General features: G+C 64.0%; 15 protein-coding genes. 4 read left to right on the top strand and 11 right to left on the bottom strand.

All coding sequences use genetic code 11. The features are described from left to right. Positions 1–45: 45 nt before the first annotated feature. The 10 genes from AC2FMN_RS01425 to AC2FMN_RS01380 form a co-directional block, all read right to left on the bottom strand. Positions 46–780 carry an amino acid ABC transporter ATP-binding protein gene (locus tag AC2FMN_RS01425; protein ID WP_496685591.1) on the bottom strand — a complete coding sequence of 245 codons (735 nt, stop codon included), beginning with the start codon at positions 778–780 and terminating at the stop codon, positions 46–48. Then, a complete protein-coding gene (locus AC2FMN_RS01420; protein WP_496685590.1) occupies positions 777–1,451 on the bottom strand; it encodes an amino acid ABC transporter permease in 675 nt (224 codons plus the stop codon). The genes AC2FMN_RS01425 and AC2FMN_RS01420 overlap by 4 nt, the downstream gene beginning before the upstream one ends. A gap of 4 nt (positions 1,452–1,455) precedes the next feature. Then, positions 1,456–2,196, bottom strand: a complete 741-nt coding sequence (locus AC2FMN_RS01415) for an amino acid ABC transporter substrate-binding protein (RefSeq protein WP_496685589.1) — start codon at positions 2,194–2,196, stop codon at positions 1,456–1,458. Positions 2,197–2,496: 300 nt separating this feature from the next. Further along, positions 2,497–2,883: a Cu(I)-responsive transcriptional regulator gene (gene cueR / locus AC2FMN_RS01410; RefSeq protein WP_496683096.1), complete on the bottom strand. Its 387-nt coding sequence runs from the start codon at positions 2,881–2,883 to the stop codon at positions 2,497–2,499. 14 nt (positions 2,884–2,897) lie between these two features. Beyond that, positions 2,898–5,408: a heavy metal translocating P-type ATPase gene (locus tag AC2FMN_RS01405; protein ID WP_496685587.1), complete on the bottom strand. Its 2,511-nt coding sequence runs from the start codon at positions 5,406–5,408 to the stop codon at positions 2,898–2,900. Between the two features lie 68 nt (positions 5,409–5,476). Beyond that, positions 5,477–5,917, bottom strand: coding sequence for a c-type cytochrome (locus AC2FMN_RS01400; protein ID WP_496685748.1), 441 nt, complete (start codon positions 5,915–5,917; stop codon positions 5,477–5,479). A gap of 73 nt (positions 5,918–5,990) precedes the next feature. Beyond that, positions 5,991–6,887, bottom strand: a complete 897-nt coding sequence (locus AC2FMN_RS01395) for a c-type cytochrome (RefSeq protein WP_496685585.1) — start codon at positions 6,885–6,887, stop codon at positions 5,991–5,993. A gap of 9 nt (positions 6,888–6,896) precedes the next feature. Beyond that, on the bottom strand, positions 6,897–7,469 hold the full coding sequence (locus AC2FMN_RS01390) for a c-type cytochrome (protein WP_496683086.1): 573 nt from the start codon (positions 7,467–7,469) through the stop codon (positions 6,897–6,899). A gap of 54 nt (positions 7,470–7,523) precedes the next feature. After that, a complete protein-coding gene (locus AC2FMN_RS01385; RefSeq protein ID WP_496685583.1) occupies positions 7,524–7,844 on the bottom strand; it encodes a hypothetical protein in 321 nt (106 codons plus the stop codon). Positions 7,845–7,868: 24 nt separating this feature from the next. Then, positions 7,869–8,318 carry a c-type cytochrome gene (locus AC2FMN_RS01380; RefSeq protein ID WP_496685581.1) on the bottom strand — a complete coding sequence of 150 codons (450 nt, stop codon included), beginning with the start codon at positions 8,316–8,318 and terminating at the stop codon, positions 7,869–7,871. 210 nt (positions 8,319–8,528) lie between these two features. Here AC2FMN_RS01380 and AC2FMN_RS01375 point away from each other — a divergent pair, with 210 nt between their 5' ends. After that, entirely contained in the window at positions 8,529–8,801 is a 273-nt protein-coding gene (locus tag AC2FMN_RS01375; protein WP_496685579.1) for a hypothetical protein, read from the top strand. On the opposite strand, the gene AC2FMN_RS01370 is transcribed toward AC2FMN_RS01375, so the two are convergent. Next, positions 8,802–9,464 (bottom strand): L,D-transpeptidase, encoded by a 663-nt coding sequence (locus AC2FMN_RS01370; RefSeq protein ID WP_496683074.1) that lies wholly within the window; start codon positions 9,462–9,464, stop codon positions 8,802–8,804. It lies immediately after the preceding gene. Positions 9,465–9,766: 302 nt separating this feature from the next. Here AC2FMN_RS01370 and AC2FMN_RS01365 point away from each other — a divergent pair, with 302 nt between their 5' ends. From AC2FMN_RS01365 to pstA, 3 genes are all read left to right on the top strand, one after another. Next, positions 9,767–10,804, top strand: coding sequence for a substrate-binding domain-containing protein (locus AC2FMN_RS01365; RefSeq protein WP_496683071.1), 1,038 nt, complete (start codon positions 9,767–9,769; stop codon positions 10,802–10,804). Between the two features lie 66 nt (positions 10,805–10,870). Further along, entirely contained in the window at positions 10,871–12,247 is a 1,377-nt protein-coding gene (gene pstC / locus AC2FMN_RS01360; protein ID WP_496683068.1) for a phosphate ABC transporter permease subunit PstC, read from the top strand. Further along, entirely contained in the window at positions 12,240–13,562 is a 1,323-nt protein-coding gene (gene pstA, locus AC2FMN_RS01355) for a phosphate ABC transporter permease PstA (protein ID WP_496685576.1), read from the top strand. Before pstC ends, pstA begins: the two co-directional genes overlap by 8 nt. Positions 13,563–13,571 lie beyond the last annotated feature (9 nt).

The raw sequence follows: 13,571 nt of genomic DNA, 5'->3' as shown, positions 1-13,571 counted from the left end.
GCGATGGACAGGGGGCTTTGCGCCCCCGAGGGCGGGGCCGCGTCGTCAGGCACTGACGCGCGCCAAAAACCGCTGCAAACGCGGGTCTTTCGGCGCATCGAAGATCTGTGCCGGAGGACCCTGTTCCACGATCCGACCGCCCTCCATGAAGATCACCCGGTCGGCGATTTCGCGGGCAAAACGCATCTCATGCGTGACGATCAACATGGTCTGGCGTTGCGCGGCGACCGAACGCATGAGGTCGAGCACCTCGCCGACCCATTCCGGATCCAGCGCCGAGGTCGGCTCGTCAAACAGCATCAACTGCGCCCCGATCGCCATGGCGCGGCCGATCCCCACACGTTGCTGCTGTCCGCCCGACAGGCTGGCCGGATAGCTGTCGGCCTTTTCCGCCAGACCGATTTCCTTCAGGATGCGACGGCCCTGCGCCTCGGCCTCTGCGCGGGGGCGTTTCTTCACGGTGACCAGCGCTTCCATGATGTTTTCCAGCGCGGTGCGATGTGAAAACAGGCCGTAATTCTGGAACACGAAGGCAGTCGCGCGCCGCAGGGCCAGAATATCGGCACGGCTGGCCCGTGTCGCATCGACCGAAATGCCTCCGACCGTGATGCGGCCCGCATCGGGCGTGTCCAGAAAGTTGATGCAGCGCAGCAACGTCGATTTCCCGGTGCCCGAGGGGCCGATGACGACGACGCGCTCGCCCTTTGCGATCTCGAGATCGATGGTGTTCAGGACGTCGGTGCCGCCAAACCGTTTGGTCAGTCCTTCGATACGGATCATCGTGCATATGCCCTGTTCAGTCGGATCTCGAGGACCTTCTGCGCCTGGCTCAGACCTTCGACCATGATCCAGTAGATGACGGCGACCACCAGGAAGGCCTCGAAATACAGGAAGCTGCCCGCCGCCTCTTTCTGGGCCGCGCCCATCATCTCGGTCACGCCGAGGGTGAAGGCCAGCGAGGTGCCCTTGATCATGTCGATGAAGTAGTTGACCAGCGTCGGAGCCGCCACGCGGGCCGCCTGCGGCAGGACCACCCGCCGCATCAACTGGCCTTGGGTCATGCCGATGGACTGCGCTGCTTCCCACTGGCTGCGATCGACGCCGATGATCGCCGCGCGGATGGTTTCGGCCATGTAGGCGGCAAAGTGCAGCGTCAGCCCCATGATCGCGGCGGTCACCCCGTCAATCGCGGTCAGGAAAGACAGAACTTGCGGCAACCCATAGTAGAACAGGAACAGTTGCACCAGCAGCGGCGTGCCGCGGAAGAAACTGATGAACAGCAGTACCAGCTGATCCAGCACAGGCACGCGAAAGACACGTTCCACCGCCAGCGCCACCGCGAGAACCAGCGCCAGCACCATGGCGGCCGAAGCCATCGCCAGCGTCAGCGGCACATAGCCCAAGATGACGGGGACCAGCCCCAGCATATATTCAAGGTCCAATCCCCGCATGGCTTCAGTTCGCCGTGATGTCGGTTCCGAACCACTTGACCGAGATTTCCGCCAGGGTGTCGTCCTGCTTCAGCTCGGTCAGCGCCGCATCGACCCGGTCGCGCAAAGCCCGGCCTTCCGCGTCATCGCGGAACGGCAGGGCGTTGCGGATTTCCGAGAAGGGCGCGCCGGCCAGCTCCAGCGGCAGCGGGCTTTCGGCAATCAGCTGGGCCGAGGACACGCGGTCCATCACGAAGGCATCGACACGGCCCAAGGCGGTGTCCTGCGCGATGTTGGCCTCGTAGGTCTTGATCTCGATCTCGTCGGAATACGGCAGTTCTTTCAGAAGCTGCTCGAAATTCGAGCCGAGGTTGACGGCGACGGTGTGGCCTTTCAGATCTTCGACCCCCTTGATGGTGTCGTTGCCCTTGCGCACGACCACCTGCGCGCCGTCGATCACATAGGGCTGGCTGAACGCAAACCGGGCTTCGCGTTCGGGGGTGATGGTGATCTGGTTGGCGATCGTGTCGATCCGGCCCGCGTCCAGCGCGCCGATCAGGCCCGAGAACGACATGGTCTCGAACGCGATGTCCAACCCTGTCTTTTCGCCAACGGCGTTCATGACGTCGACCTCGAAGCCCTGAAGCACGTCCTGCTTAACGAAGGTAAAGGGGAAATACCCGCCCGACATGCCCACGCGCAGGGTTTCGGCGGTTGCGGCAGTGCCCAGGCCCAAGGCCAGAACGGTTGCTAGGATACGGTTCATTTCGGCAAACCTCTGTTATGCGTAGGCCGCGGAAATTGGGTATCGGCAAAGCCAAGTCAACCGGGTGGGCTAACAAAAGACGCTCTGTTCGGGACACTGGGTTGGGGCGAAACTCGGTTCGTAACTTGCGCCCCGTTTCTGAACGAGCGTTTTACAAAGCTTTATTCGCAGAGGCGGGTGTTCCTTCCCAACGCCTTGATGTCGGCGTTGGGCTTCTTCTGGAGTGATGCGAGGACAAACGAGACCGGACGACGCGGGTTTCCGCCACCATCCTGTGGAATGTGTCGCAGACGGATGCGGTCAAATCCGCCCAAGGTCATTCAAGATCGGACAATCCGGGCGGTCATCGCCGGCACATTCCGCGACCAGGTGAGACAGCGTGGCGCGCATGGCCTTGAGATCGGCGATCTTCGCGTCGATTTCCTTCAGGTTTTGCTTGGCGATGCGCTTTACATCGGCGCTGGCGCGACGCTTGTCCTCGTACAGTGCCAAAAGCGTCCGGCAGTCTTCGATGGTAAAGCCCAGCGACCGGGCGCGGCCGATGAACGCCAGTTTGTGCAGCTCTTTTTCGTCGAAATGCCGGTATCCGTTGGCGCCGCGCCGGGGTTTGATAAAGCCGATGTCTTCGTAGTAACGAATGGTCTTGGCCGGAAGGCCCGAGCGCTCGGCGACATCTCCGATATTCATGGTTCCCTCCTTGTCTAGTCGGCATTGGCCGGGTTGAGCGTCAGGATGCGGGTTTCTTCGGGAGCGTCCTGTGGTGTTCGGGCCGGTTTCACCCAACGCAGCCGCAAGGCGTTGGACAGGACGAAAACGCTGGACAGCGCCATCGCGCCCGCGGCCAGAACCGGCGACAGAAGCGGCCCGCCGAACGGGTACAGAACCCCGGCGGCCACCGGGATCAGCAGCGTGTTGTAACCAAAGGCCCAGAACAGGTTCTGCCGGATGTTGCGCATGGTGCGTCGGCTGATGTCGAACGCGTTGACCACGCCGGTCAGGTCACCGGAGATCAGCACCACGTCGGCCGCCTCGATCGCGATGTCGGTGCCGGTGCCGATGGCGATGCCCACATCCGCCGCCGCCAGCGCGGGCGCATCGTTGATGCCGTCGCCCACGAAGGCCAGCTTGCCTCCGTCTGCGCGCAGGCTTTCGAGCGCTGCCACCTTGCCTTCGGGCAGCACCTCGGCGACCACGTGGTCGATGCCCAGTTGCGCGGCGATGGCCCGGGCCGTGGCGGCGTTGTCACCGGTGATCATCGCGACCTTCAGACCCAGGTCATGCAGGGCCTGGATCGCGGCGGGCGTGCCGGGCTTGATCGGATCGGCCACGGCGATCACCGCCGCGATACGCCCGTCGATCGCGGCATAGAGCGGCGTTTTCCCCTTGGCGGCCAGGTTCGCGCCGCGCTCTGCCAGCCCGCCGATCTCGATCCCCTCGCGGGCCATCAGGCGGTCGGCGCCGATCAGAACCCGGTGGCCTTCGACCATTGCCTGCACCCCGTAGCCAGTGATCGAGTCAAACGCTTCGGGCTTGGGCAGAGACAACCGGCGGCTTTCGGCGGCCCGGGTGATCGCGGTTGCGATCGGGTGTTCCGACGTGGCCTCGACCGCGGCGACAAGGCGCAGCACCGCGTCCTCGGCCATGCCGTCGGCCACGATCAGGTCGGTCAGTTCGGGCCGGCCCTCGGTCAGCGTGCCGGTCTTGTCCAGCGCAACGACGGTGGTTTCCTGAAGCATCTGCAGCGCGTCCCCCTTGCGGAACAGCACACCCATCTCGGCCGCACGCCCGGTGCCCACCATGATCGAGGTCGGCGTGGCCAGACCCATGGCGCAGGGGCAGGCGATGATCAGAACCGAGACCCCGGCCACCAGCGCCAGGCTCAGCGCCGGGTCCGGGCCGAACAGCAGCCAGACCAGAACCGTCACCACGGCAACCGAGATCACGGCCGGAACGAACCACAGGGTGATCCGGTCGACCAGACCTTGGATGGGCAGCTTGGCCCCCTGTGCCTGTTCGACCATCTGGATGATCTGCGCCAGCATCGTGTCGGCCCCGACCTTTTCGGCCCGGAAGGTCAACGCCCCCGTTCCGTTCACGGTGCCGCCAACCACGGCGGCGCCCTCGGCCTTTTCGACCGGCACCGGTTCGCCGGTGATCATGCTTTCATCCACATAAGACCGCCCGGTCAGCACGGCGCCATCCACCGGGATCTTCTCGCCGGGGCGGACATGCACTATGTCGCCCACGACGATCTGATCGACGGGCAGTTCCACCACGCGGCCATCGCGCTCGACCCGCGCGGTCTTGGCTTGCAGCCCCACCAGCTTGCGGATCGCCTCACCGGTGCGGCCCTTGGCGCGCGCCTCGAGGAAGCGGCCCAGCAGGATCAGCACCACGATGACCGCCGCCGCCTCGTAATAGACGTTTGCGGTGCCCGCCGGTAGCAGGCCAGGCGCAAAGGTCGCCACCAGCGAGTACCCATAGGCCGCCGCGGTCCCCAGCGCGACCAGAGAGTTCATGTCGGGCGCGCCCCGCAACAGGGCCGGAAAGCCCTTGGTATAGAATTGCAGCCCCGGCCCGAACAGAACGATCGTGGTCAGTACGAATTGCAACAGGTGGCTGGTCTGCAGACCGATCGTCTGGGCAATCAGATGGTGCATTCCGGGAACGACATGCGCGCCCATTTCCAGAACAAAGACCGGCAGAGCCAGAATCGCGGCAAAACTCGTGCGCCGGGCCAGGTGCTGGATTTCCTCGGTTTTGCGGTCCTCGGGCTCGGGCCGTGCCGCGTCTCGGAGGGTGGCGGCGTAGCCCGCCGCCGTGGCCAGCGCGGCGATGGCCTCGGGCGTGGTGGAGCCTGCCACATAGCGGACCGTGGCCGTTTCCGAGGCCATGTTGACCGAGGCCGCCACGACCCCCTGCCCCGCCAACAGCGCCCGTTCCACGCGGCCCACGCATGAGGCGCAGTTCATTCCTTGAATGTCCAGCGTGACCTCTTCGATCGCGGAGGGATACCCGGCCGCCTCGAGCGCGCCGAGGATGGTCGGCAGGTCAGCGGGCGCGTGGAAATCGACCTGGGCGCTTTCGCTGGCCAGGTTGACCGAGGCGTCCTCGACGCCGGGCACGGCCTTCAGGGCTCGCTCGACGCGGCCGACGCACGAGGCGCAGTTCATTCCCTGAACCTGAAGTCGGGCGTGTGAAATCTGGGTCATTTCGTCACCATTGAATCGCTGCTGACCCGCTACATAAGGGTTCCAGCAGGTGGAAGGTCAAGGTGTACTCAGCGAAAGTCCTCGAAAGGTCCGCCGTCTTCGGCCTCGGTCCGCAGTTGCTGCATCTCACGCTCGCGCTCCGTCCAACTGGATTTGATGAAACCGAGGATGTCTCGGATCTCTGCATCGGTCAGAGTATCGGCGAAACCGGGCATGCCACTTTGTACCCCGGTCACGCCCATGCGTTTCAGCGTCTCGGCACCGCCCAGCTTGGTATAGGCGAACAGCATACCGTCTCCGTGATGCCAAGTATGGCCGGTGCGGTCATGCGGCGGGGCCGGCAGAACACCGTTGGCGTCGGGCGTCTGCCAGTCCGGCTGACCCTCAAGGTTGGCCCCGTGGCACGCGGCGCAGTTCTCGGCATAGAGCACCGCCCCCCGCACCGGATCGGAGGGTTCGTCACTGAGGTCAGCGCCTGAAATCCATCCAAAGGCGCCAGCAGCACCCATCACGACGGCGGCCGTCAGCGCCACCCAGGGCAATGTCGTCCTGCGCGGCTTGCCCCGCGGCTCCACCTTTTCACTATCCGTCATGGTCGTCCAACAAATAGGTGGCCATGGCGCGGCGGTCTGCTTCGGTCAGGAAGCTGGTGCCGTAGGTCACGACCTCGCCCATGGCACCGCCGAATACGTCACCGTCGGGCATAATGCCGGTGCGCAGGGCATAGGCCAGGTTGTCGACCGTCCAGCCCAGCCTCTGCAGGGTTTCATAGTCGATGGCCGGCGCCTTGTCGCCGCCCGGCAGTGCATCACTGCCCTTGAAATGCTCGGTATCCGATTTGCGGGCACCAAACAGATTGCGCCCGGTGTGGCAGGCGGCACAGTGAGTGGCGCCTTCGACCAGCAGCCGGCCGCGGTTCCACACATCACCTTTGCCGGGGACCGGATCGGTGCGCGGAGGCTCGAGGAACGCCGCGCGCCACAGTTTCAGCCCCCAGCGCTGGTTGAAGGGAAAGGCCATCTGCTGCGCGCGGGACGGCGTGCCCACCGGCGGCACGGTCTGGAACGCCGCCCACAGGTCGGCAATGTCCTGATCGGTGAAATCGGCGTAGAACGGGTACGGGAAGGCTGGGTAATAGGGCTGCCCGTCCGGTGCCACGCCTTGACGCACGGCCTTGGCAAATGCCTCGATCGACCAGCCGCCAATGCCGTGGTCCGGGTCTGTGGTCAGGTTCGGGGAATACACCGTGCCAAAGGGTGTTTCGAGCTTGACGCCGCCGGCCAGGGGCGCGCCACCCTCGGCGAAATTGGTGTGGCAGGCGATGCAGCCGCCCGCCCGCGCCAGGTAGGCCCCGCGGTCAACGTCGCCCGTCAGCTCGGGCAGTTGCGGCGTCAGACCGATTGGCCACGCGACCACGGCGGCCAGCCCCGCCGCAGCCAGTACGGCAGAGGCAAGGCCCAAGCGATAGATGCGTTTCATCGTGGCACCCTATTCCGACCGGAACCGCGTGTGACAGGCCGAGCAGTTTTGGCCCAGCATCATGAACACGCCATCGGCGGGCATCTCGGACAGCTCCTCGCGCCCGGGGGTTCCGCCCATCATGGCCCCGCCCCCCATCATCGAGGCGCCACCCATCATGCCCGATCCGCCCATCATGCCGGACCCTTGACCGGCACGGGCCATCATCAGCCCGTTGTCGGCCGCAAGGACCAGCCCCTCGGCATAGGTCTGCAGCTGCTCGGCCAGTTCGGCGAAGGCTTCCCAGTCCTGCCAGATCTCGGGTTTGGCCTCGGAGGGCATGCCGTCGCTGCCTTCGGGGAACAGCCGTGTCATGCTGTCACCGGCATGGCGCCCGATCGTCTCGGCCGCGCGCCGGACTGTGGCGGCGTCATAGGGTGTCTTGCCCTGCATCATCGGCGTCAGGGTCTTCATCGCGTCCTTCATGGCGGACATACCGTCCATGCGTTCCTTCACGATCCCGGTGGCGCCACCATGCGCCAGGGCGGTTACGGCGATCATCGACGCCAGCACGGCTCCCGTCGTCAGTTTTGAAAGGGTCATCGTCTTGTCCTGTTTGTCTGCTTCAACTCGCCCCCGAAAGGGGCCTTTCGTGACTCAGGACACGGCGCGCGGCGGGGGCGGATCGAACAGGGCCACCGGCAACATCCGGTACCGGCCCGGCGGGATGGCACGGCGGCTGATCCTTGATACCAGAGCGGAAACGACGGGCGCGGCCAAGGTCATTGCCACGCCGTTGCAGAAGGCCCCGCCGTGGCAATGACCCGGGTGGCCCTGTTCGACATGGTCGGGGTCGGATGTTTCCAGATCGACGACGGCATGTGTACCCCCATCGCCCCCATGCGCCAAGGCGGGTTCCGAGAACACCAGAACACCGGCCAAGACCAAGCCCAAGGCCAGAAGCCACCGTCCGATCATCCTGTCCGCCCAGCTGTGCAAGGTTCAGTCTATCCCGTTCTCGCGCTGCAGTTCCCTGACATAGGCAACGATGCCCTGCACGTCTGCACGGGTCAAGCCAGCGACCGGCGGCATGTCGCCAAAGCGCCAGTGATGGGCCTGAACACCATATTGAACCGCCCGCTGAAAGGCCTCGAACCCGTGGTGGCTGGGCTCATAGATCTTGTGTACCAACGGCGGCGCCAGCCCTTCCAGCCCCGTCGCATTCATTCCATGGCAGGCTGCGCATTTAGCGTCAAAGGCAACCTTTCCCATCTGCGCCTGCGCACTGAACGTCGCCGGCACCCGGACCTGCGCGATTGGTTCCCCCTGCGACAGCGACGACGTATCGGGCACCGCCATCGAATGGCCCGTAGGCTGCTGGTTGAAGTTGTAGACAAATACGGCAGCGCCCGCGATCAGAACGCCGCCAATCAAAAGCGTCAGTTTGTTCATCGGCTCGTTTCACTTGGTTGTAGATGCATTCGCGGTTTGCGCGTCTTCTGCCGCCTTACCGCGCTGGAAGGTCAACCCAAATTTGTTCGCAACGCCCTGCGCAGAAAAGCCACGCTGTCACACCTATTGTACGCAGCGAATTGAACTGCGCGCGTCAGGATGCAACTTTGTGCGGCAAACGGACCGGGAAACAGCACGGGGAAGTACACGATGTTGGCCAAATCGGACTTGAAATATGCGGCAGTTTTGCTGGCAGTGGGCGCCTGCACGGAAACCGCGTCGATGTCCGGCGCGTCCGCGCCCGGCGACCTGGCCAAGGTGCCCGAAGGGGTGATCGCAATTGCCGCGCCCGGCCAGAACTTGAACGCGGTTCGGATCATGCCCGAGGATGGGTGTTACTGGTACCGCCATGTCGGCCCGGTCGAGACGACCTATCTGCCGCTCAGAACCGTCGAGGGGCGCCCGATCTGCGCCCGCGCCTGATCAGGCCGAGGCCGTGATCGGCTGCTCGGGCGGGTAGAGATGTGCCGTGGCGCCGGGCTGAACCCGGTCATACAGGCCGATGATATGCGCCATCACCATGCGCACGCAGCCTGAACTGGCGCGGCCACCTATCGACCGGGGATAAGGCGTGCCGTGGATGCGCAGATAGGTGTCGCGATTGCCCTGATACAGATAGAACGCCCGCGCCCCCAGCGGGTTTTTCGGCCCGCCCGGCATGCCGTCGGCGAACTGGGCATAATCCTGCGGGTCGCGGCGGATCATGTCGGCGGTGGGCGTCCAGCGCGGCCATTTGGCCTTGCGTTTGATCGTATAGGTTCCGGGCTCGTACAGATCACCGCGCGCGATGGCCACGCCGTAGCGCATGGCGGTACCGCCATCTTCGATGAAATACAGATACCGCGCCACCGCATCCACATGGATGTCGCCGGGTTTCAGCGGCCGGTTGGTCTGAACCCGGCGGGGCAGGAACCGCGGATGCAGACCCCAGGGGTTCGACGCGGCCGGATCGTAATTGCCCGGCGTGACCTGCGCATCCCATGCTGCCCATTGAGACGCGGTCGCGGCCGAGGCCGGCAACGCACCCAGAATCGGCTGCGAGAACAAAGCAAGCGATGTCGCAACAAAGTGTCGTCTGGTCAGCATATCAACGCTCCTGTCACCCGGCCATCGGTATGATTCGAAACTGGATCACCAAGATCCTCGAATCGGGGCGCCGAGTCCATTCACTTGTGTGTATGGGGCCATTTTCCCTGCACGCCAGGTGTTATTTGGACCGCCTCATCTCCATTTCAGCAGGATTCGGCGCAGGAGATCCCGCAAAAACCCGAACCCTGCGCGCTTTGTCATGAAACTGTTACACTGCCGTTACATAAGCGTCGCACGTCCCGCTTAGAGCAGTCGCCAAGGCCGCAGGGGGCGGCCAAAGCTGAGTTTCAGGAGTGACCATGACCACCATCAAACTGACCGCTTCGGTTCTGGCAATCACCGCCATTGCTGCGTCTGCTGCTTCGGCGCGCGACGCCATCCGCATCGTCGGATCTTCGACCGTGTTCCCGTACACCCAGGCCGTCGCCGAGCAGTTCGCCAACAACACCGGCGCAGCCTCGCCCATCGTCGAATCGACCGGTACCGGCGGCGGCATGAAAATCTTCTGCGAAGGCATCGGTGAAAACACCGCCGACATCACCGGCGCATCGCGTGCCATGAAGGCCTCGGAATACGAGCTGTGCCAAAAGAACGGCGTCACAGACATCTCGGAAGCCCTGATCGGGTTCGACGGCCTGTCGATCGCCATCTCGCGCGGCAATGATCAGGACTGGGACCTGTCGCTGGGTGACATCTACTTGGCCCTTGGCGCCCAGGTGCCGGTTGATGGCGAGTGGAAGGACAACCCGTTCAAGACCTGGAACGAAGTCAACCCCGACCTGCCAGCCGTGGAAATCCTGGCTTATGGCCCGCCGCCGACCTCGGGCACCCGCGACGCCTTCGTCGAGCTGGCGATGCATGCCGGCTGCGAAGAGCTGGATTTTGTCAAGAATGGCGGGTTTGATGGCGACTGGGTCAAGGAAAACTGCTCGCGCATGCGCACCGACGGACCCTTCGTCGAAGCGGGCGAAAATGACAACCTGATCGTTCAGCGCCTCGAGGCGGACCCGAACGCCGTTGGCATCTTCGGCTACTCGTTCCTGTACGAAAACTTGGATAAGCTGAAGCCGGTCAAGATCGAAGGCGTCGAGCCGAATGCCGACACCATCGCCGACAAGTCCTATCCGGTGTCCCGCCCGCTGTACTTCTACGTCAAGAACGCGCATCGCGGCGTGATCCCGAACTTGGACGAATTCCTGGAAGAATACATGTCGGACGACGCGCTGGCCGCTGACGGCTATTTGGCCGAGCGTGGCCTGGTGGCCCTGTCCGACGAGCGCCGTGAAGAGCTGCAGGACGCAATCCTGAACGGCCAGAACATGGAACCCAAGTCGTAAGACTTGCAATTCACAGGGCTGTCCGGCCACGAAACCGGGCAGCCTATTTTTTTGCCTGGGGGGCAGATGACGACTTTCGTGTTTGCGGCGCTGTTGGGCGTCAGTATCCTTGGATATTTGCTGAACCGGCGGGCTGCAGCCGGTCTGCGCGCAGATGGGGCGCGTCTGCACTCTCTGCCCGGCTATCACGGGCTGTTTTCTTTTCTGTCCACGCTGGTTCCGGTCTTTGTGCTGATCGTACTGTGGCTGATCCTGCAAGGCCCGGTGATCGACCATGTGGTCATGTCGGGCCTGCCTGCCGGCAGCCTTGACGGATTGGACACTGGCGGGCGCCAGTTGGTGCTGGCCGAGATTAAGTCGATCTCGCGCGGGCAGATCTTCGGCGAGCCCGAACAATGGAAGATGGCCGCGGCCCAGCGGTATCTTGAGCTCCATAAGATGTCGGGATGGGTTCTGCTGTCGATCGTCCTCGTTCTGTCGTTGGCGATCGTGGCCTTTGCCCGCTCGCGCGTGGGGGCTGCGTTCCGCGCTCGCCACGGGGTCGAGCGCATCGTGTCAAGCCTGATGATCTTCTGCTCGACCGTCGCCATTTTTACGACCGTCGGTATCATTGCCGCGCTGCTGTTCGAATCCATCCGCTTTTTCGAGATGGTGCCGATCACCGAGTTCTTCTTTGGCCTGAATTGGGAACCGCAGATCCCTCTGCGCGAAGACCAGATTGCGGCCGAAGGTGCCTTCGGCTGGCTTCCGGTCATTCTCGGCACCATCGTCATAACCGTGGTCGCGCTGTTCCTGGCGGTTCCGGTGGGCCTGTTGTCGGCCATCTACCTGAACGAATTCGCACCCGACCGCTTGCGGGCGGTGGCCAAGCCGGTGCTGGAGATCCTGGCCGGCGTGCCGACTGTAGTCTATGGCTTCTTCGCGATCCTGGTGGTGGCGCCGGCGATGCGCAGTTTCGGCGCCTCGCTGGGCATTCCGGTGTCGCCCAACACGGCGCTGGCCGCAGGCAGCGTGATGGGCATCATGCTGATCCCGTTCATCTCGTCTTTCACCGATGACGCCCTGTCGGCGGTACCGCGTTCGCTGCGCGACGGGGCGCTGGCGCTGGGGGCAACCCGGGCCGAGACGGTTCTGAACGTGCTTTTCCCTGCCGCCATTCCCGGCATCGTCGGTGGCATCCTGTTGGCCGTCAGCCGCGCGATCGGGGAAACCATGATCGTGGTCATGGCCGCCGGCCTGATCGCCTCGCTGACCATCAACCCTCTGGACAGCGTTACCACGGTGACCGTGCAGATCGTCACGCTTCTGATCGGCGACACCTCGTTCGACAACCCCAAGACGCTGGCGGCCTTTGCCCTTGGCATGATGCTGTTCGTCGTCACCCTGATCATCAACGTCTTCGCGCTGCGCATCGTGCGCAAGTACCGCGAAGCCTATGACTGAGGCCAAGACCATGGCTGACCTGACCGCAGGACCCGAAATGACGCCCCCGCAGGGCAACACCGCCGACGCCGTACGCGCCAGCCTGACCCGCCGCAACCGCAAGCAGAAGCTGCTGCAGGGCTTGGGCCTGGGCGCCATCGGCTTTGCCTTTCTGATGCTGTTCATCCTGGTGGCCTCGCTGGTATCGTCGGGATATCAGGCCTTTACCCAGACCAAGATCACGCTCGAGGTTTATGTCGACCCCGAGGAGATCAAGCCCGAAAAGCTGCCGCGCGGCGGCTTCAAGGACGTGCTGCAAGCCTCGCTGTCCGAGTTGCTGCCCGAGGTGGACACCAGCGACCGGGCCACCCGTAAGGCCCTGGCGGGCATCCTGTCCAACGGCGCCCAGTTTCAACTGCGCGACCGGGTGGTGGCTGACCCTTCTCTGATCGGGCAGACCATCACGCTGACGGTGCCGGTATCGGATCCGTATGACCAGCTGAACAAGGGCACCATCGACCGCGACACGCCCGAGCAGAACCGCCGTCTGAACGATGCCGAGATCGCCTGGTTCGACCAGCTGAAAGCCCAAGGTGTAATCAGCAAGCCGCTGAACACCGGCCTGGTCACCAATGCCGACAGCCGATTCCCGGAACTGGCTGGTCTGAAGGGCGCGCTGATCGGGTCGTTCTGGGCGCTGTTCGTATGTTTCGCGATTTCCTTCCCGCTGGGCATCGGCGCGGCGATCTACCTTGAAGAATTCGCGCCCAAGAACAAGATCAGCGACTTCATAGAGGTCAATATCAACAACCTGGCCGCGGTGCCGTCGGTCGTGTTCGGCCTGCTGGCGCTGGCGGTGTTCATCGGCTGGTTCGGCCTGCCGCGCTCGGCCCCGTTCGTGGGCGGCATGACGCTGGCGCTGATGACCATGCCGACGATCATCATCGCCACCCGCGCCGCGCTCAAGGCGGTGCCGCCGTCAATCCGCGAGGCGGCCCTGGGCATCGGCGCGTCCAAGCATCAGGTGGTGTTTGGCCATGTGCTGCCGCTGGCGATGCCCGGCATCCTGACCGGAACGATCATCGGGCTGGCGCAGGCGCTGGGGGAAACGGCCCCGCTGCTGCTGATCGGGATGAACGCGTTCATCACCTCGGCCCCGGCCGGCCCGTTCGACAGCGCCACCGCCCTGCCCACCCAGATCTTCATCTGGGCCGACAGCCCCGAGCGCGGCTTCGTCAGCCGGACCTCGGCGGCGATCCTGGTGCTGCTGGGTTTCCTGGTCACGATGAATGCCATCGCGATCTATCTTCGGAACAAATTCGAGCGCAGCTGGTAAGCGCAAAGG

This window comes from Ruegeria sp. BHSC037, assembly GCF_059613045.1.
Note: the sequence above shows the minus strand (reverse complement) of the source record. Positions and strands in the feature narration are given on the sequence as shown.